Source organism: Yinghuangia sp. YIM S10712, from assembly GCF_051388935.1.
In the GTDB taxonomy this organism is placed as follows: domain Bacteria; phylum Actinomycetota; class Actinomycetes; order Streptomycetales; family Streptomycetaceae; genus Yinghuangia.
The window spans coordinates 118,124-137,020 of the sequence record NZ_JBPKBI010000015.1 but is presented as its reverse complement, the minus strand read 5'-3'; the positions used below and the strand labels follow the sequence as shown (position 1 = coordinate 137,020).

Sequence of the window (18,897 nt, the reverse complement as noted above, 5' to 3'; positions counted from 1 at the left end):
CCGCGGTCCTCCCCTCGTGCGGCGTGTCGGAATACTGCCGGTCGCTCGTCCGCTGTGCGGCTCTACAGGCGCTCGATGATCGTCGCGTTGGCCATGCCGCCGCCCTCGCACATGGTCAGGAGGCCGTAGCGGCCCTGCGTGCGCTCCAGTTCGCTCAGCAGCGTGGCGAGCAGCTTGGTGCCGCTCGCGCCGAGCGGGTGCCCGAGCGCGATGGCTCCGCCGTTGACGTTGACCTTCGCCATGTCGGCGCCGGTCTCCCGCTGCCAGGCCAGGACCACCGACGCGAAGGCCTCGTTGATCTCGACCAGGTCGATGTCGTCGAGGGTGAGCCCGGTGCGTTCGAGGGCACGCGCGGTGGCGGGGATCGGACCGGTGAGCATGAGCACCGGGTCGTCGCCGACGACGGTGAGGTGGTGGATGCGGGCGCGCGGGGTGAGACCGTGCACACGCAAAGCGCGCTCGGAGACGATCAGCGACGCGGACGCGCCGTCGGAGATCTGGCTCGCGAGTGCGGCGGTGAGGCGGCCGCCGGGGCGCAGCGTGGGCAGGGACTTGATCTTCGTCCAGTCGGGGACGCGGGGGCCCTCGTCGCGCACGACGTCGCCATAGGGAACGAGTTCGCGTGCGAAGCGGCCTTCGGTCTCGGCGCGCAGGGCCCGTTCGTGGGACGCGACCGCGAACGCCTCCATCTGTTCGCGCGTGATGCCCCACTTCTCGGCGATCAGTTCGGCGCCGCGGTACTGGCTGATCTCCTGGTCTCCGTAGTGCTTCTGCCAGCCGACGGCGGAGTCGTACGGACCGGCGAAGCCGAACTCCTTGCCGACCCGGGCGGCGGCGCCGATCGGGATCGCGCTCATGTTCTGCACACCGCCCGCCACGACGATGTCGGCGGTGCCGCTCATGACGGCCTGGGCGGCGAAGTGGACCGCCTGCTGCGACGAACCGCATTGCCGGTCGATGGTCGTGCCCGGGACGGAGGCGGGCAGCCCGGCGGACAGCCACGCGACGCGCGCCAGGTTGCCGGTTTGCGGTCCGATCTGGTCGAGGACCCCGAGGATCACGTCGTCGACGGCGGCCGGGTCGATGCCGGTCCGCTCGACGAGGCTGCTCAGGATGTGGGCGCCGAGATCGGCGGGGTGGACGGACGCGAGTCCGCCGTTGCGCTTGCCGACGGGGGTGCGGATGGCGTCGACGATGTACGCCTCGGTCATGGTTGTGCCGCCTTTCGGCCGGTGGTGCTCCCCTGACAGTGGATGGCAGACAAGTGGTGGAAAGTCCCGCCCGCGCCTATGGGTTGGATATTCCAACTCACCATGTGAGCGAAGCTAGCGCCTGTGGGTTGGAAATGGCAACCTTGTCGGCATGAGTTCCGCGTCACCCATGCCAGAGCACCCCGCACCGCCGCCCCCGGCACCCGCAGAGCCGAGCCCGCCGACAGACCGGTCTTCGCCCCACGCACGGGAACGGCTGCCGCAGCCCGCGACCGCCGGGCGACCGTGCTCGGCGGCCTCGGCACTGGCACTGATCGGGGAGAAGTGGGCGCTCCTGGCCGTCCGGGAGATCTCGTTCGGCAACCGGCGCTTCGACGCGATCGCGCGGAACACGGGAGCGTCGCGCGACATCCTCACGGCACGGCTCCGGTCTCTCGAAGCCGCCGGCATCCTGGAACGGCGCCCCTACCAGGAGCGGCCGACGCGGTACGAGTACCACCTCACCCCGGCGGGACGCGACCTCCAGGCCGTGCTCCAGTCACTCGCCTCGTGGGGCGACCGATGGGTGAGCGAACGCCCGCCGGTCGTCTTCCGGCACGAGGACCACGACTTCGACTTCGCGGTGATGTGCCGGAAGTGCGGCCGACAGGTCACCCCGGGCGATGTGAAGCTGCACCGGCACGCGCCGGGTTGGGACCGCACCGGGCCGGTCGGGCCCTGAGCATGCGCCCGGGGCCTGCGCGCTTCGGACTTACACCTCCAGAGTCACGGGGTACACCTCGTCGGCCGGGTGGCCGGCCAGCGCGTGCACGCGCCGTACCGCGTCCGCGTCCGGGCCTTCGGCGAGACAGAACACCATCCCGGACTCGGGGTCGGCCCACGCGCGCTTGAACTCGACGTGCTCGGTGCCCTGGACCTCAAGATCCTGGCGATGGGCCTCGCGGAGTTCGTCGGCGGTGATGCCCCGCATGTTGCGGTGCACATCCATGAATACAGGCATGTCCAACTCCCTGTCGGCACAAGGACTGTGCGGCCTTCTCCACTATCCAGTCAAACACCGCATCAGGTGACTTTTCCAGGCGTTCCCATCGATATCTCCGACCAGGAGGCGCACGATGGAACTGACCGCGATTGGAGATGATCCGTCATGCTCGCTGTGCGTTCGATCAACCAAGCGGACGAGAGCCGTGACATGCCGCACGGCCACCTCGACGTCGTCAGCCTGGAGGGCGTCGACTTCGGAGTGGCCCGCTTCGAACCGGGATGGCGCTGGTCGCAGGACGTAAGGCCCATCGCGGGAACCCCGAGCTGCCAGTTCCACCACAACGGCTACGTCGCCGAAGGCCGTCTGCACATCCGCATGGACGACGGCACCGAGAAGGACCTCGGCGCGGGCGACGTCTTCGTGTGCGACCCGGGACACGACGCATGGGTCGTCGGCGACGAAACCGCCGTCGTCTTCGACTTCGCCGGCAACATCCACGACTACGCCAAGAAGGAGACCTAGACCAGACGGTCGTCGCCTCGACCGGCGCGCCGCGGTCATCCGTCGATGCCCTGCCGCCGGCGCCCGGCCCGTGCGGCGGCCGCCTGCCCCACATCCTTCAAAGCACCCCCCGGCTGAGCGGCGATCAATTCGCCACCTGCGACGAAGGCGCCCGGATCCGGAGTGCCGGAGTGAAGCCGCAGCCGATGTCGGAACGCATGCCTACGCTTGAGGGCATGTGCCGCAACATCACCACCCTCAGGGGCCTGGAGCCGGCCGCGACGCCCGAGGAGATCGAGGCGGCCGCCCGGCAGTTCGTCCGCAAGATCAGCGGTGTCCAGTCGCTGAGCCCGACAACCGAGCCGGCCTTCGAACGCGCCGTCCGGGCTGTCACCGACGCCGCGACAACGCTTCTCGACGACCTGCCGCCGCGCCGCACGCCGCCCAAGACGGAGCCGCCGCTGCGCCGCCTCGCCGCCGCCCGCGAGAAATCCGCATAGCGCCGGCCGGCGTTCGGCAACATCACTGCCGCTTGGCCTCGGGCGGGCGGTTCGGCGCTACCAGGGACTCGTGCGCGGCGGCTGCCGGTCTTCCGGGGCGGGGAGCGGCGTCGAACGGGTGTGGCGGACAAGGGTTTCGACGGCCTTGGCCAAGGCGGCACGGGCGACCGGGTCGGTGATTGTCCCGGTCTCGGTGTCGATCGCCGACCTGGCGACGGGGATGCGCACGCAGGCGTCTTCGACGATGTCGGCGCCGGTGTAGGCCAGGACCGTGCGGAGCGCCGCGTACGCTCCCTCGGCCCGGCCGGGCGCCGCGGTGTTGATCCACCCCGTCGGCTTGGCGACGATCTCGCTGCCGCCGACGGTCCAGTCCAGGAGGTTCTTGAACGAGCCGGGCAGATCGCCTGCGTACTCCGGGGTGCTGAACAGCAGCGCGTCGGCGCGGGCAATCAGCGTGCGCAGCTCGGCGACGGCCGGGTGCAGCGGTTCGAAGTCGTCGTCGGGATTGAAGTGCGGCAGCCCGCCCGTGCCGAAGTACATGCGCGCGGTGACGGCACCGGCTTCGACGGTTTCGGAAACGGTCTGGAGAACCGCGGTGCTCGTCGCTCCCGCGCGCGGGCTGCCGGTGATCAGGAGCACTGCGACGGGCGACGGCATGCATCGATGCTACGCGCCGCGATCGGCTGCCGGTCGGGCACCGCATCCGCGGGCGGCACGGGCACGGACGTTTCCGCCGGTCGGTGTGTCGCTCGTGGGAAGGTGCGCACTTTCGCGTCGCCGCGATCCGCCGGCGCAGCTCGGAGGAGCCGGAGGACGACGAGCGCCGACAGCAGGACCACTCCCGCCACCACAGCCAGCACGAGGCGCCAGGCGTCGGTGAGTTCGGTGGCCGGGTCGATGCCCGGGAGGCCGGGGATCGGGGCCACGTCGCCGGCCGCGACGCGTCCCGCCGCGTCCGGCGAGCCGAGGCGCGCGTCGAGGATCGTGATGAGCGCCGAGCCGAACAGTGCGAGCACCAGCGACTGGGTGGTGCCGCGCACGGTGCTGACCAGGCCGCTCGCCATGCCCGCGCGAGCCGGGTCGACCTCGGTCATCGCCTGGCCGTCGATCAGCCCGGACGCCAGGCCCATGCCGCTCCCGGCGAGCAGCAGCGGGACCAGCAACTGCAATGCCCCGATGCCCGGGTGAAGAACCGTCAGCAGCGCGTTGCCCGCCGCGAGCAGCAACAGTGCGGTGACGACCACGAGGCGCGGCGGAACGCCCCGGGTGACCAGGCGTCCGCTGACCGACGGAAGGACGAGGACGGGCAGCGTCATCATGAGCATCGTCAGCCCCGCCTCGTCGGACGACAGGTCGTTCACGCCTTGCAGGTAGACCGGCAGGTACACGAGCATGCCGCCGATGCCGACCGAGGTTGTGAGCGCGGCGAGCAGCCAGCCCGCGAAGCGGCGGTTGCGCAGGAGCGACAGGTCGAGCACGGGCCGTTCCGCGCGTCGTTCAATGGCGGTGAACACGGTGAGCAGCAGCAGTCCCGCGAGTGCCGGGCCGAGTACGCGTGCGCTGGTCCAACCCGCCTCGGAGCCCTGTGTGATGGCGAAGACGGTGAGGGCGAGGCCTGCGACGAAGGTCGCCGTCCCGGCACGGTCGAGGCGGGGCTTGTCGGTCGCGCGGGATTCCGCGAGGGCCCAGGTGCCGACGATCAGGACGCAACCGATCGAGCCGAAGAGCCCGAAGGTGGCCCGCCATCCGAGCGCGCCGACCAGCCAGCCGGCGACCGTCGGACCGAGTGCGAGGCCGACGCCGCCGGTGGTGCCGACCGCGGCGAAGGCGCGTGTCCTGGCCGGCCCGCTGAACGTCGTGGCGACGATCGCGCCTCCTCCGGCCATGACTCCCGCCGCGCCGATGCCCGTGACGGTACGGGCGATGTCGAGCGCGAGAATGTCCGGCGCCGCCGCGCTGAATGCACAGCCGCTGCCATAGACGATGGCGCCGAGCCGGTAGACCCTGCGGCGTCCGAAGAGGTCGCCGAGTGAGCCGGCGACGAGCATGAGCGAGGAAGCGGCGAGGAAATACCCCGTCACGACCCATTGCAGCGACGCCCCGGAGGCGTCGAGGTCGGTTCCGATGCGGTGGACCGCGACGGTGGTTCCCGACATGCCCATCGGGAGGACCAGGTAGCCGAGAAGCACGACGACGAGGGTCACCACGGGCTTCTTGGCGGATGCGGGTATCGGGTGTTCGGGGGTCGGTCGCGGCATGGCGGTGGCTCCTTTACCGGGTCTTCGTCACACCGTGTAGGGGCGCGACCGACGGGCCTCACTCAACGTCCGGGCCCACCAGTGGAGTTGGTCGAGCATGCTCTTCGCGGCACCGGCGCAGCCTGCGGCGTCCGCGGGCTCGCCGTTCTCGTCGAACCGCTCCCACGCGTTGTGGAAGCTGACGCTGTCGCGCACGGTCACGGCGTGGAGTTCGGCGAAGACGAGCCGCAACTGCTCGACCGCGCGAAGGCCGCCGCCCATGCCGCCGTACGAGACGAACCCGACCGCTTTGGCGCGCCATTCGTCGCGGAGCAGGTCGATCGCGTGCTTGAGCACGGCCGGGAAGCTGTGGTTGTACTCGGGCGTGACGACGACGTACGCGTCCGCCGCGTCGACCAGGCCGGCGAACCGCGCGACGGACTCCTGGTCCGACACACCGGGCCACACGGTGCCTGCCGGGAGTGCCGTGTCGGCGAGATCGACGACGTCGACCTGCCAGCCGCCGTGCTCTTGCGCACGGGCGGTGAACCAGTCGGCGACCACGGGGGCGAAGCGCCCTTCGCGGTTGCTGCCGACGATGACGGCGAGCCGCAGCGGGGTGGCGGGAGCGTCGGTCATGGTGATTCCTTCACGGGTCTCGGGAGGCAAAAGCGCATGGCTCCGCCCGGGATCGGGGTGTTCGGGATGCATGCGCCGGCCGGTCCGCACTGGGCGGTTCGGCCCGACACAGGTAAAGTACAACGTGCATTGCATTAAGTACAACGACCATGGCAATTTTTGCGGCGAGGAGAGTGGCGATGGGCGGACACGACGAGGCGGCGCCCCGCGAGCGCCGCGGTCTTCGGGAGAAGCGCCAAGCAGTCATGGACGGCGCGCTGCGCGTTTTCGCACGGGACGGCTACACGCGCGGCAGCATCGGCGAGATCGCCAAGGAGGCAGGGGTCTCGACGCGCACGATCTACAACCACTTCAAGGACAAGGACGAGCTGTTCCGCGAGGTCATCGCGGCCAGCGCGGCAAGCGTCCGCGACGCCCATGTCGCCCAGATCGAGCGCCACTTCGCAAAGATCACCGACCTTGAGGCCGATCTCCGCACGTTCGTCCGGGAGTTCGCGACATCGCGCCCCGGATTCCCCGACCACTTCGCGCTGGTGCGGCAGATCAACGCCGAAGTCGGCCACCTGCCGCCCGAGGTGATCGACGCGTGGCGGCAGAACGGTCCGCAGCCGGTCAAGGCCGCGCTCGCCGCCGCGCTCGCCGGGCTCGCGAAGCGCGGACTGCTGGAGATCGACGACCCCTTCCACGCCGCGACACACCTGATGGCGCTGACCGGCAGCGAGGTCTCGGCACGGACCTTCATGGGCGCCCTGTCGATGGCGGAAGCGGAGGTCAACGAGATCGTCGACTCCGGTTTGGCGGTGTTCCTGCGGGCGTACCGTCCGCGCCGACCGCCCGCACGGTGATCATGTCGTTGGCCGTGAGAGACACCCCTGGGCCCGGACGAAGCCGCCTACTCCGCCCCGCCCGGCCGCACGAGCCCCGACTCGTAGGCGACCACGACCAGTTGGGGACGGTCGCGGACGCAGAGCTTGCCCATGATCCGGCTGACGTGCGTCTTGACCGTCAGCGGGCTGAGACCCAGCACCTCGCCGATCTCGGCGTTGTTGAGACCGCGGCCGACCAGGGCCAGCACCTCGCGTTCGCGGCCCGAGAGGGCGTCGACGCGGGAGGCCGCCGAAGGGCCGACAGGGGCGGCGACCGCGTCGGGGAGCCGGACGATCCGGGCCACCAGGCGTGCCGTGGGCCCCGGGGAGAGCAGCGCGTCGCCGGCCGCGACGATCCTTATGGCGTCGAGGAGTTCGGCCGGGCGGGTGTCCTTCACGAGGAAGCCGCCCGCGCCCGCGCGAAGGGCGGCGAGCACGTTCTCGTCGTCGTCGAACGTGGTGAGCACCAGGACGCGTACTCCGGCGAGTTCGGGATCGTCGGCGATGTGCCGGGTCGCCTCGATACCGTCCAGGCCGGGCATGCGGATGTCCATGACCACGACGTCCGGGCGCAGTTCGCGCGTGAGTTCGACGGCGCGGCGGCCGTCTTCGGCCTGTCCCGCGACGGTCATGTCCGGTGCGGAGTCGACGAGCATCGCGAATGCGGACCGCACGAGGTTCTGGTCGTCGGCGAGCAGGACGCGCAGGGTGGTCACGAGGCCTCCGGAACGGGCGGCGCGGGGCGGGCGGGGGCAGGTCCCTCGGCGGAGGGAGCGCGCGAAGGCGGCATGCGGCCGGTGCGAGGTCCGGTGCCGCCGGCCGCGTCATCGGCGGTGTCTTCCGCCGGAGCGGGGCCGTCCGGCAGGGGCAGTACGGCACGTACGACGAAGCCGCCGGTCTCGCCCGGCCGTGCCGTGAGCGTCCCACCCACGCTGCGGGCGCGCTCGGACATGCCGATGATGCCGAAGCCGCCGGGGCCGTCCACGACGTGTGCGGGGCCGGGAACCGGGACGCGGTCGTTCCCTGTCGGCCGAGCGACGGTGCCGGGGGCCGGTGCGGGCGGCTCGTCGCCGGCTTCGCGGCCGTCGCCCCGGCCGTCGTCGGCCACGGTCAGCACGAGTTCGCCGTTCTCGCGCAGCGCGGTGACCCGCACCCGCCGCGCACTCGCGTGCCGGACCACGTTGGTCAGCGCCTCCTGCACGATGCGGTACGCCGCGACCCCGACCGCCGGCGCGAGCTCGTCCGCCCCCGCGTCGACCGTCACGGCGACCTCGACACCCGTGTGCCGCACCGACGCGGCGAGGTCGTCGACGCCCGCGAGGCCGGGCACGACTCCGTGGTCCGGTGCCTCCCCGTCGTCCCGCAGGACGGTCAGGGCCGCCCGCACCTCGGCACGGGCGTCACGGCAGGTGTCGGCGATGGTCTCCAGGGCCTGCGCGAGCACGTCGCCGTCGGGCTGCGGCTGCCGGGCCAAGTGGGCGGCGACGCCGGCCTGGACGCCGATGAGGGTGATGCTGTGGGCGAGGAGATCGTGCAGGTCGCGGGCGATACGGACGCGTTCTTCGGCGACGCGGCGGCGTACCTCTTCCTCACGGGCGCGTTCGGCGCGGTCGGCCCGGTCGATGATCGAGGCGATGTAGGCCTTGTGGTTGCGCCACGCCTGTCCGGCCACGGCGGAGAAGAAGATCCAGCCGATCGCCCCGAGATGGTCGCCGCTCACCGCCCCGTCGCGCGCGTAGCTCATGATCGTGACCGCCGTCGCCATCACGCCGATGCCGATGACCAGCGCTTTGACCCGTGCGACCCGCGCCGAGTAGGTCGCGAGCGCCACCAGCGCGATGGGCGACGCGGCTTCGTGCTGGTAGTCGAGCATGTGGTACGGCACCGTGATGACCAGCACCAGCACCAGCACCAGCCCGGGGCGTGCCCTGCGCCACGGCAGCGCCGCGCACGCCCCGACCAGCAGGGCCGCGCCGAGCGGGTCGAGCGCCCGGGACCCGGGCACCGCGTAGCCGAGTGCCAGGCCGGTGACGGCGAGCAGCAAGGCGAGCAGGGCGTCGAACGACCACGACGCCCTGCTCGTCTTCGTCGGCGTGAGGTTCACCGGGCCATCATCGAGGACTTGTCCGCGCTGTCGTGCGGCGCGGGTGGTCGTGCGCGCCTGGAGAGGGGGCCGGGCCACCACACGTGGCGGCCCAGCAGGGTGCTCGCGCCGGTGACGAGGAACGTGCGTACCAGGAAGGTGTCGAGGAGAACCCCGACCGCGACCACGAAGCCGAGTTCGACCATCATCACCAGCGGCAGCACGGTGAGCACCGAGAAGGTCGCGGCCAGCACGAACCCTGCGGACGCGATGACGCCGCCCGTCGCGGTGAGCGCCGACACCACGACGTCGTCGGCGGGCTTCCCGGCCAGTGCCTCCTCGCGCATGCGGTGCATCAGGAAGATGCCGTAGTCGACCCCGAGTGCGACCAGGAAGACGAAGCTGAGCAGCGGCAGCCCCGGATCGGCGCCGGCGAAGCCGAAGACGGGTTCGAAGAACAGCGCGCCGAGGCCGAGCGAGGCGGCCCACACCAGCGCGACGGCGGCCACCAGCATCAGCGGGCCGACCAGGCCGCGCAGCAGTCCGATCAGGATCAGCAGCACGGCCGCGAGCACGATCGGGACGACGACCTTCTGGTCGCGGGCCACCGCGGTGTCCTGGTCCATGCGTTCGGCGGTGGGTCCGCCGACGGCGGCCCGGGCGCCCTCGACGTCGGCGAGTGCATCGCGCAGTCGCTTGATCGTCGCCTCCTCCCCGGACGATTCGGGTCGGTCGGTGGCGAACACCTCGATCTCGGTCCAGCCGTTGGCGGTACGCCCCGCGGCGGCGTCGGCGACGCCCTCGGTCGCGGTGGCGGCGGCGATCGTCGCGGCCGTGCGTTCGGTGCGGGTGACGACCGTGATCGGCTGGGTGGCGCGCTCCGGGAAGGCCTCGCCGAGGGTTTCCCCGGCGACCACCGAATCGGGCTTGGACGTGAAGCCGTCGGCGGCGCGCAGCTCGCCGGGCAGATTGACGGTGCCGACGGCCAGCGCGCCGAGCAGGACGGTGCCGAGAGCGACCACGCCGATCGGGCGGCGCGTCACGAAGCCCCCGATGCGGGCGTACGCGCTGCGCTTCGTGCGCGCGGTGCTGCCGTACGCCGGGATCATCGGCCAGAAGACGCGGCGGCCCAGCAGCACGAGCAGCGCGGGCAGCAGCGTCGTCATGACCGCGAACGCCACCGCGACCGCGACGGCCCCGACCGGGCCCAGGCCGCGCAGGTTGTTCATGTCGGCGGCGAGCAGGCACAGGAGGCCGGCGACGACGGTCCCGGCGGACGCGAGGAGCGCCGGGCCGCAGCCGCGCAGGGCGGTGAGCATCGCGTCGATCGGGCGGGGCGTGCGCCGAAGCTCCTCGCGGTAGCGCGCGATCAGCAGGAGCGCGTAGTCGGTTCCCGCGCCGAACACGAGCACGGTCATGATGCCGCCGCTCTGCCCGGTCACCGTGACGTCGCCGCCCTTGGCCAGCAGGTACACGACGGCCCGGGTGCTCACCTCGGCGACGCCGACGCACACCAGCGGCACGAGCCACAGGAAGGGGCTGCGGTAGGTGACGATCAGCAGGATCGTGACGACCAGCAGCGTCGCGAGCATCAGCGTGCCGTCGATGGAGTCGAAGACCTCGTCCATGTCGGCGTCGGTCGCGCCCGGGCCGCCGACCCACACGTCGAGTCCGGCCGGGTGACGGTCCGTCACCTCGCGGACGTCGGCCACCACATCGGCGGCTTCTCCGGCGCTTTCGGCGAACTGGAAGGCGTAGACCAAAGTGCGGCCGTCGCCTGAGACCACCGCCTGCGGGACGGCTCCGCCCACCGACTCGAACAGGCCGGCGACCTCGCGCGCCTGCTGTTCGGCCAGCGCCCGGTCGTCGCCGCCGAGGCCGCCGTCGCGGTGGTAGACCAGCGACAGATCGGTGGTGTCGCCGCCCGGCATGTCCGCGAGGACGCGCGCCACATCGGTGGACTGGGCGCTGTCGGGCAGGTACGAGACGATCTCGTCCTTCTGCTCGTCGCCGAGCTTCGCCGCGAGCGGCACGAGTGCCGCCGCGAGGACCACCCAGAGGGTGAGCGCTCCCCACACCCACCGCCGTGCGCGTGTGGGCTGTTCCGTCGTGTCCATGCCCCGCCTTCCCGCCGATGCCCGAGGTACCGAACGTGCCGAAGTCCTGCTGTCCAGGCTTCCGGCGGCACAGCGGCGGATCGTCGGGCCGGCGACGGAGAAGGCGGTTACTGCCGAAGGTGTGACAGGGCCTGTGTTACTCCCATCGGAGTAACACAGGCCCCGTCGCCGCTGTGGTTTCCCGGTGGCGCGCACTGCACGAACACGCCACCCTGCGGGCGCCGGTCGGCCGGGGCGGCCCGATCTCTCTGTCTCCCCGGGTCAGCCGGGGCTCGGGAACCGGTAGTCCTCCACACCTTCCGCGGTGATCGGCTCCCCGATGCTGATCAGTCCGCCCTTGGCCGTCGGGTGCGGACGTTGCACGAACGACGTCGCGGAGCCCGCGTCACCGGGTTTGCTGAAGTCGAGCGGAGGCATGATGCCGCCGCTTTCGAACGACTTCATGGTGCGCAGCGCGAGCAGGATCCCTTCGCGGGACAGGTCCTTGGCCTCGCAGGCTTTCTTCAGAGCCGCACCGAACACCTGCGCGGCGACGTAGCCGAACGAGACCGCGCTGTCGAACGGCGAGGTCGGATACTCCTCCTCGTACGCGGCGACCAGGGACCGCATGCCGGAGACCGCCGCGCTGGCCGTCTGCACCGCGCTGACCAGGTAGAAGTTGCTCAGCAGCGAGCTCGCGGCCGGCGAGCTGAGCAGTTGCGGGCTGAAACCGGGGTTGTTGGACACGATCGGGACGTTCAGGCCGACGGCCGCGGCGACGGTGGACAGGGACGCGGACTGCTTCGGCCCGGCGCTCATCAGGATCGCCTTGACGCCGGCCGCCCGGAGCGCGGCGACCTGGGGTGCCATCTCGGCGTCGGTGGCCTTGATGCGCTGCTCGACGACGGTCACTCCGGCTCGTCCGGCGGCGAATTTCGCACCCGAGAGGGCGCTCTCGCCGTACTCGCCCTCGAAATAGACGTGGCCGATCTTGTCGCCGCTCCGAAGGCCCTTCTCCTTCACCAGGAACCCGACGGCGTTGATCATCTCGATGTCGTACGTGCCGCCGACGACCTGGATGTAGCGGTGCGCGAGCAGCGTCGACGCCCACGCCGCGGGGATCGTGAGCATCTGGTCCCGCTGCACGTTCGGCAGCAGTGCGCTGACGATCGGCGACCCGATCACCTGCGGAAGGCCGGCCACCTTGCCCGAGACCTCGGCGTACGCGTCGACGCCCCGCTGCACGTCGTAGCCGTGGTCGCGGATGAGCAGTTCGACGTCGCGTCCGCACACGCCGCCGGCGTCGTTGAGCTGGTCGAAGTACAACTGCTGCGCCTGCGTCATGCTCTTGCCGAGGGTCGCGTAGACACCGGTGAGGTCGGTGATCGCGCCGAGGGTGATGGTGCGGTCGGTGATGCCGGGCCCGGTCCTGACGTCGACGCTGTCGTCCGAGCCGCCGCCGGACGAGAAGGCCGCGCACCCGCCGACCGCGAGCGCGAGGGCCACCGCGAGGGCGACGCACACCCGCAGGCTCCTCCTGCCCGTGCTCAACCGGTGCCGCCTCGGCCGGTGCCGCCTCATACGCGTCCCCGGCATCCGTGGCCGGGCGGGCGGTCGAGCACCGGCGCCAAGTTGCACATGGCCCTCCTCGCGCAGTCGTCTCCAGGCAGCCGTGGACAAGCGGCCGTCAACAAGTGGGCTCGCACTATGTCCGCGCGCGAGGGTCGCGGTCGATATGTGGCGGCACACAGTCCGCGCGACCTTTGGTTGCGTCCGCACATGCTCGAAGCATTCGCGCAGGTCAGCGCTGAATGCACGGACGCTCCCGCGATGTAACGGTTCGGCGAACGCGGTCGGGCGCACCCCGTCGCCTTCCAAACGGTGTGGCAGGGCGCAGTCGGAGCGGTGCGGTGCGTGACAGGGACTTCCGAGCGGCCACGCCGGCTCAGCCCGTCGGGCAGGTCGCCGCACACCGGGTTACGGTCGGAAAAGGCGCGTACTCCGGCAGGCCTGCCCGCTCGGCAGTCCGGTCGGGGCAAGCGCCTACGACCGGATTCCGCTCGATTCGGATGCCCGCCATGGCGCAATCACCCTCCGCCCGGACAGCCCCCGCAGACACCGCACCAGGCAGCGCGCGCAAGGGACTTGCGCTTCTGGTCCTGGCGTCGTGCCAGTTGATGGTGGTGCTGGACATCACCATCGTGAACATCGCGCTGCCGCACATCCAAAGCGCGCTGGATTTCTCGACCACGAGCCTGTCGTGGGTGATCAACGCGTACACCCTCACGTTCGGCGGCCTGCTGCTGCTCGGCGGCCGGGCCGGCGACATCCTCGGACGGCGGCGGGTGTTCATCTTCGGGGTGCTGCTGTTCGTCGTCGCGTCGTTGCTCGGCGGACTCGCGCAGGAGTCCTGGCAGTTGCTCGCGGCGCGGGCGTTGCAGGGCGTCGGCGGGGCGATCGCGTCGCCGACCGCACTGTCGCTGATCACCACGACGTTCAACGAAGGACCGGAACGCAACCGGGCGTTCGGGGTGTTCGCGGCGGTGTCGGCGGGCGGCGGGGCGATCGGCCTGCTGGCCGGCGGGATGCTGGTCGAATGGCTCGACTGGCGCTGGATCTTCTTCGTCAACGTGCCGATCGGGCTCGCGATCGCACTCGCCACGCCGCGCTGCATCGCGGAATCCGCGCGCCGGCCGGGGCACTTCGACCTCGCGGGCGCGCTGACGTCGACCTTCGGCGTCGGACTGCTGGTCTACGGGTTCATCCGCGCCGGGCAGGACGGCTGGCGCGACGGGCTGACCATCGCGTCGTTCGTGGCCGCCGCGGTGGTGCTTACGGCGTTCGTGACCATCGAAAACCGGTCACGCCAACCGATCACCCCGCTGCGCATGTTCGCCGACCGAAACCGGTCCGGCGCGTACACCATCATGCTGCTGCTCGCGGCGTCGATTTTCGGGATGTTCTTCTTCCTGACGCTGTGGGTGCAGGACGTCCTCGGTTTCAGCCCTCTTGCCACGGGCCTGGCGTTCCTGCCGGTCAGTGCGGTCATCGCGATCGGCGCGGGTGTGACGTCGCAACTGCTGCCGAAATTCGGGCCCAAGCCGTTCATGGTCGTGGGCGCGCTGTTGACCGCGATCGGGTTGGGCTGGCTGACGCTGATCGACGTCGACAGCACTTACCTGGGCAGCGTGCTGGGGCCGATCCTCGTCTTCGCGCTGGGCATGGGCATGCAGTTCGTGTCGCTGACGCTGATGGCGGTGTCGAACGTCGTCGAACGCGACACCGGGGCCGCGTCCGGCCTGCTCAACGCCACCCAACAGGTCGGGGGCTCGCTCGGCCTGTCGATTCTGGTGACGGTGTACGGAACCGCGAGCCGCGACGCCGCCGACGACCAGGTGAAGGAATTCCTCACCCAGGCGACCCCGGAGCAGCGGGCCGCGTTCGAGCGGACCGGCCAACTGCCGCGCTCGTACGCCGACCAGATCCTCACCGACGGCATCACCGCCGCGTTCGTCACCGCCGCGATTTTCGCGGTGATCGCGGCACTGGTCGCGGCCGTGGTCATCCAGGTCAGAGCGGCGGACTTGGCGCGCTTGCAGGGCAACCAGGCGGGACCGCCGACAAGCTGACGATAAGTGGATTCACTCCAACATCTGGACATCCGGCTCCCCTGGCCCCCAGACTCATCGCTCGCATGCCTGTGCGTCAGCGCGCTCCCTCTTGTTTGAATTGGCTTGGAATAGACGATGAGATTCACCCTCCGGGGAGCCGGCGCCGACCGGCCGCGACGACGTTCCTCGATACGCACGATGTTGGTCGTCCTCGCGGTGGTGCCGTCCCTGGCGCTCATCGGGCTCTGGGCCTACACAGCGGAGCACATGTGGACGGAAGCCTCCGATCTGCGTGACCAGAACACGATTTCGGCGAAGGCGGGACCCTCCGCGTACGCCGTGATGGTGCAGCTCCAGCAGGAACGCCGGCTCAGCGCGGCATGGCTCGCGGGAGCGGACAGCGGCACGAAGGCCGAACTCGACGCCACTCGGGCCAGGACCGACGCGGCGCTGGCCGAGTTCACCCGGATGATCGGCAAGCTCACCGACACAGACGCGAACATCCTGGACAAAGCCCGGCTCATCGAGGAGTCACGCGACCTGCTGCCTGCCACGCGCGCGCAGATCGACCACCGGGACGGCAAGCGGCCGGACCTGCTGCGGCTGTACAACGACGCGGTGCAAACGCAGTTGACGACGTTCTCCGCGCTGTCGCGTGTGGAGACGGACGGCAACCTCACCCACCGTTCCGAGACGCTCATCGACGTCTTTCGCGCCGCGGAGATGACCTCGCGGGAAGACGCGCTGCTGACCTATGCCCTGGGTGTGGGCGAACTGGGCGCCGCCGAATACCTCGATTTCGCCGAGGCTGTCGGCGCGCGCCGCATGCTGTACGGGGAACAGATCGAGCCGAACCTCGAACCCCGATTCGTGGGCGCCTACCGGGAGATGACGTCGAGCCGACCCTGGCGGGCACTGGTCACCGCGGAAACAGCGGTCCTGGCCATGGGCGTGGACGGCCGACCGTCGCAGGGCCTGGGGCTGCCGCCCGAGACCGCCGATTGGCGCACGACCATGGACCAGGTCATGACCCAGATCACGGCGTTCAACGGCCAGCGCGCGGAGACGATCGTCGAGGCCGCGGAAAAGCGCGTCGACGACCAGGAGTTCATGGTCTGGCTGATCACCGCTCTCGGCCTGGCGGTGGTCGCCGCGGTCAGCCTGCTGTGCTGGGGCGTCACACGCTCGCTGCGCCGGCGCCTGATGGGCCTGCACCACGCGACGGTCGAACTGGCGCAGAAGCGGCTGCCGTCCGTGATCGCCCGGCTCAGCCGCGGCGAGAACGTCGACGGAGCCGCACTCGGCCTGGACGACCTCACCGACACGTCGCAGATGCCGGAACTGCCGCACGGCAACGACGAGATCGGGCAGGTCGCGGCGGCGTTCGGCACGGCCGAGCGCGCCGCGGTCGACGGCGCGGTCCGTCTCGCCCGCGAACGCGAGGGCTACGCCAAGGTCTTCCACAACGTCGCGTTGCGCACGCAGTCGCTCGTCGGCCGCCAGCTCCGGGTCCTGGACGCGATGGAGAGCCGGCACCAGGACCCCGAACTCCTTGAGGACCTGTTCCTGCTCGACCACCTGGCCACGCGGCTGCGGCGGTACGAGGAGAACCTGGTGATCCTGAGCGGTCACCAGCCCGGACGCCGCTGGAGCAAGCCGGTGCGGATGGTCGACGTCGTCCGCAGCGCGGTCGGCGAGGTCGAGGACTACGCCCGCGTCAACGTGCGCGTGGCCTCCGACCTGTCCCTGGCCGGGCCCGCGGTCGGCGGCGTGATCCACCTGCTCGCCGAACTCCTGGAGAACTCGACGAAGTTCTCGCCTCCGGACACCCCGGTCGAGGTACGCGGCATGCCGGTCGCCACCGGCCTCGCCGTGGAGATCGAGGACCGCGGCCTGGGCATGGGCGCCGAGGAGTACGAAACGCTCAACGCCGAACTGGCGCAGCCCACACCCTTCGACATGGTGGCGCTCGCCGACGACCTGCGGCTCGGCCTGTTCGTCGTCGCGCAACTCGCGCAGCGGTACGGCATCAACGTGGCCCTGCGTCCGTCGCCCTACGGCGGTACCCTCGCGATCGTCCTCATCCCCCGCGAGCTCATCATCGGCCCCGACGGGAGCGACGACGCGGACACTCCCGAGGCCGGGGAGTCCGCGGACGATTCCGCACCGACCGCCTCCGGGGAGCCGACGGACGGCGCGGAGCCGGCGGAGCCCGGGGAGCCGCTGCCACAGGCGACCCCGGCCACCGTCACCCGGCTTTCGATCCCCGCACCCAGCCGTGGCTCGGACGCCGACGAAGCCACGGGCCCGGACGCCGCCGCGGATACCGACGAGAACGAGACAGTGGAGGCACCGGTGGGAGCGGAGACAGCGGAAACCGCGAACCCCGCCGGGCCTTCCCCGGCCGCGGCAGCGCCGTCAGAGACCGCACCCGCCACCCCACCCGCCGGAAACGGCCGTCCCAAACCGCTGCCCCGCCGCGTACGCCAGGCGAACCTGGCCGCACCGCTGCGGGAAGCCCGCGCCGACGAATCGACGGACGCCGAGTCCGGGGGCGATGCTCCCGCCCGCCCGTCGCCGCGCGAGGCAGCCGCGACGATATCGGCGTTCCAGCGCGCCTCCGAACGCGCCCGGGCCACCGCCGACGTCACCACCGAACGACCGAAGGAACGCCCATGACCCAGCCCACCACCGCGACCGACAGCCGGCTCGACTGGCTGCTGACCGACCTGGTCAAGAGGGTGCCGGGCACCCGGCACGCCGTCGTGTTGTCCCAGGACGGCCTGGTCATGAGCCACTCGGAGACGTTCCGGCGGGATCTCGCGGAGCAACTGGCCGCCGCCTCTTCGGGCCTGTCGAGCCTGGCGCGCAGCATAGGCCGGAACTTCGAGGGCGGCACGGTGCGGCAGACGCTGATCGAGATGGAGGACGCCTTCCTCTTCCTGACCGCGGCCGGGCAGGGCGCCCACCTCGCGGTGCTCACCGACCAGCGCGCCGACGTGGGGGTCGTGGCGTTCGAGATGAACACCCTGGTCAAACAGGTCGGCGAATACCTCGGCACGACACCGCGGTCCGACGCCGACGCGGCGCGCAAGAACGGGACACGGTCATGAGACCGGGCGAGGGAGTGCGGCCGTGAGCGGATTTGAGCACGCGTGGGACGACGACGCCGGACCCTTGGTGCGGCCGTACACGCTCACCCGGGGCCGCACCCGGACGTCCGACAACCTGACGCTCATCACCTTGGTCACCACGGTCGACGCCGCGCCCGACAGCCGCGACACGGCGCTGCAACCCGAGCACGAGGAAATCCTGCGCCTGTGCCGCAGCCCGCAGGCCGTGGCGGAGATCGCCGCGCTGATCGGGCTGCCGGTCAGCGTGACCAGGATCCTGATCGGCGACCTGGTGGACGCCGGCCGCGTCACCGCCCGGGCGCCGCTGTCGATGGCCCGCAGGCCCGACGCCGAGCTGTTGAGGAAGGTGAGAGATGGCCTCGGACGCCTCTAGCCCCGTGACCGCCCCGCAGCCGAGCGGCCGCGACGTCTTCGCGGTTCCGGTGCCCCCCGCCGCGATGGCGGTGAAGATCCTGGTCGCGGGCGGATTCGGAGTCGGAAAGACGACGCTCGTCGCCTCGGTGAGCGAAGTGGCGCCGCTGCACACCGAGGAGACCATGACGGTCGCCGGGCTCGGCATCGACGACCTGGAAGGCGTCGCCCACAAGGAGGCCACGACCGTCGCCCTCGACTTCGGACGCATCACGCTCGACACGGACCTCGTGCTCTACCTTTTCGGCACGCCGGGCCAGGAGCGCTTCTGGTCGATGTGGGACGACCTGGCGAGCGGAGCGCTCGGCGCGGTCGTGCTCGCCGACACGCGGCGCCTGGACACGAGCTTCGGCAGCATCGACTTCTTCGAGCGCCGGGGTGTGCCGTTCGTGGTCGCCGTCAACGTGTTCGACGGGGTGCAGGAGTACACCGAGGCGGAGATCCGCGCGGCGCTCGACCTGGATCCGCAGGTGCCGACGGTGTTCTGCGACGTACGCGAGCGCGCTTCGTGCCGCGAGGTCCTTCTCGCACTGGTCGACCACCTCGCGGGTGTCCCGGCGGAGGCGGTAACGCCGGTGCCGTGATTCGCGTGTCCTCACACGGCGGAGCCTCGCCCGTGCCGC

General features: G+C 71.0%; 18 protein-coding genes. 9 read left to right on the top strand and 9 right to left on the bottom strand.

Features of this window, described 5'->3' with window-relative positions; translation table 11 throughout:
* Positions 1 to 62: 62 nt before the first annotated feature.
* Entirely contained in the window at positions 63 to 1,211 is a 1,149-nt protein-coding gene (locus ACRX5W_RS25640) for an acetyl-CoA C-acetyltransferase (RefSeq protein ID WP_436790659.1), read from the bottom strand.
* A gap of 151 nt (positions 1,212 to 1,362) precedes the next feature.
* Between ACRX5W_RS25640 and ACRX5W_RS25635 the strand changes: the two genes are divergently transcribed.
* Positions 1,363 to 1,932: a winged helix-turn-helix transcriptional regulator gene (locus tag ACRX5W_RS25635; protein ID WP_436790658.1), complete on the top strand. Its 570-nt coding sequence runs from the start codon at positions 1,363 to 1,365 to the stop codon at positions 1,930 to 1,932.
* Positions 1,933 to 1,962: 30 nt separating this feature from the next.
* Here ACRX5W_RS25635 and ACRX5W_RS25630 read toward each other — a convergent pair whose 3' ends face one another.
* Entirely contained in the window at positions 1,963 to 2,211 is a 249-nt protein-coding gene (locus ACRX5W_RS25630; protein WP_436790657.1) for an SCO4226 family nickel-binding protein, read from the bottom strand.
* A 147-nt stretch (positions 2,212 to 2,358) separates the two neighbouring features.
* On the opposite strand from ACRX5W_RS25630, the gene ACRX5W_RS25625 reads away from it, so the two are divergent.
* Positions 2,359 to 2,718 carry a cupin domain-containing protein gene (locus ACRX5W_RS25625; protein ID WP_436790656.1) on the top strand — a complete coding sequence of 120 codons (360 nt, stop codon included), beginning with the start codon at positions 2,359 to 2,361 and terminating at the stop codon, positions 2,716 to 2,718.
* Positions 2,719 to 2,915: 197 nt separating this feature from the next.
* The gene (locus ACRX5W_RS25620) at positions 2,916 to 3,197 is read left to right on the top strand and encodes a DUF2277 domain-containing protein (protein WP_436790655.1); all 282 of its coding nucleotides are present in this window, start codon (positions 2,916 to 2,918) and stop codon (positions 3,195 to 3,197) included.
* Between the two features lie 57 nt (positions 3,198 to 3,254).
* On the opposite strand, the gene ACRX5W_RS25615 is transcribed toward ACRX5W_RS25620, so the two are convergent.
* The 3 genes from ACRX5W_RS25615 to ACRX5W_RS25605 are packed head-to-tail and all read right to left on the bottom strand — an operon-like array spanning position 3,255 to position 6,073.
* Positions 3,255 to 3,854: an NADPH-dependent FMN reductase gene (locus ACRX5W_RS25615; protein WP_436790654.1), complete on the bottom strand. Its 600-nt coding sequence runs from the start codon at positions 3,852 to 3,854 to the stop codon at positions 3,255 to 3,257.
* The gene (locus tag ACRX5W_RS25610) at positions 3,827 to 5,455 is read right to left on the bottom strand and encodes an MFS transporter (protein ID WP_436790653.1); all 1,629 of its coding nucleotides are present in this window, start codon (positions 5,453 to 5,455) and stop codon (positions 3,827 to 3,829) included. Before ACRX5W_RS25610 ends, ACRX5W_RS25615 begins: the two co-directional genes overlap by 28 nt.
* Positions 5,456 to 5,482: 27 nt before the next feature.
* Positions 5,483 to 6,073, bottom strand: coding sequence for an NADPH-dependent FMN reductase (locus tag ACRX5W_RS25605; RefSeq protein ID WP_436790652.1), 591 nt, complete (start codon positions 6,071 to 6,073; stop codon positions 5,483 to 5,485).
* A 179-nt stretch (positions 6,074 to 6,252) separates the two neighbouring features.
* Between ACRX5W_RS25605 and ACRX5W_RS25600 the strand changes: the two genes are divergently transcribed.
* Complete coding sequence (locus ACRX5W_RS25600) at positions 6,253 to 6,918, top strand: TetR/AcrR family transcriptional regulator (RefSeq protein WP_436790651.1); 666 nt, start codon at positions 6,253 to 6,255, stop codon at positions 6,916 to 6,918.
* A gap of 47 nt (positions 6,919 to 6,965) precedes the next feature.
* Here ACRX5W_RS25600 and ACRX5W_RS25595 read toward each other — a convergent pair whose 3' ends face one another.
* The 4 genes from ACRX5W_RS25595 to ACRX5W_RS25580 all read right to left on the bottom strand — a co-directional run bounded on the left by ACRX5W_RS25595 (position 6,966) and on the right by ACRX5W_RS25580 (position 12,669).
* Positions 6,966 to 7,595, bottom strand: a complete 630-nt coding sequence (locus tag ACRX5W_RS25595) for a response regulator (RefSeq protein WP_436790689.1) — start codon at positions 7,593 to 7,595, stop codon at positions 6,966 to 6,968.
* A gap of 56 nt (positions 7,596 to 7,651) precedes the next feature.
* The gene (locus ACRX5W_RS25590) at positions 7,652 to 9,043 is read right to left on the bottom strand and encodes a sensor histidine kinase (RefSeq protein WP_436790650.1); all 1,392 of its coding nucleotides are present in this window, start codon (positions 9,041 to 9,043) and stop codon (positions 7,652 to 7,654) included.
* Complete coding sequence (locus ACRX5W_RS25585; protein WP_436790649.1) at positions 9,040 to 11,139, bottom strand: MMPL family transporter; 2,100 nt, start codon at positions 11,137 to 11,139, stop codon at positions 9,040 to 9,042. Before ACRX5W_RS25585 ends, ACRX5W_RS25590 begins: the two co-directional genes overlap by 4 nt.
* A 261-nt stretch (positions 11,140 to 11,400) precedes the next feature.
* The gene (locus ACRX5W_RS25580; protein WP_436790648.1) at positions 11,401 to 12,669 is read right to left on the bottom strand and encodes an ABC transporter substrate-binding protein; all 1,269 of its coding nucleotides are present in this window, start codon (positions 12,667 to 12,669) and stop codon (positions 11,401 to 11,403) included.
* A 527-nt stretch (positions 12,670 to 13,196) separates the two neighbouring features.
* Here ACRX5W_RS25580 and ACRX5W_RS25575 point away from each other — a divergent pair.
* The 5 genes from ACRX5W_RS25575 to ACRX5W_RS25555 all read left to right on the top strand — a co-directional run bounded on the left by ACRX5W_RS25575 (position 13,197) and on the right by ACRX5W_RS25555 (position 18,858).
* The gene (locus ACRX5W_RS25575) at positions 13,197 to 14,747 is read left to right on the top strand and encodes an MFS transporter (protein WP_436790647.1); all 1,551 of its coding nucleotides are present in this window, start codon (positions 13,197 to 13,199) and stop codon (positions 14,745 to 14,747) included.
* Between the two features lie 117 nt (positions 14,748 to 14,864).
* On the top strand, positions 14,865 to 17,408 hold the full coding sequence (locus tag ACRX5W_RS25570) for a nitrate- and nitrite sensing domain-containing protein (protein ID WP_436790646.1): 2,544 nt from the start codon (positions 14,865 to 14,867) through the stop codon (positions 17,406 to 17,408).
* Entirely contained in the window at positions 17,405 to 17,842 is a 438-nt protein-coding gene (locus tag ACRX5W_RS25565; protein WP_436790645.1) for a roadblock/LC7 domain-containing protein, read from the top strand. The genes ACRX5W_RS25570 and ACRX5W_RS25565 overlap by 4 nt, the downstream gene beginning before the upstream one ends.
* Before the next feature lie 22 nt (positions 17,843 to 17,864).
* Positions 17,865 to 18,236, top strand: a complete 372-nt coding sequence (locus ACRX5W_RS25560) for a DUF742 domain-containing protein (protein ID WP_436790644.1) — start codon at positions 17,865 to 17,867, stop codon at positions 18,234 to 18,236.
* A gap of 64 nt (positions 18,237 to 18,300) precedes the next feature.
* Positions 18,301 to 18,858 carry a GTP-binding protein gene (locus tag ACRX5W_RS25555; protein ID WP_436790688.1) on the top strand — a complete coding sequence of 186 codons (558 nt, stop codon included), beginning with the start codon at positions 18,301 to 18,303 and terminating at the stop codon, positions 18,856 to 18,858.
* The last annotated feature ends 39 nt before the right edge of the window (positions 18,859 to 18,897 follow it).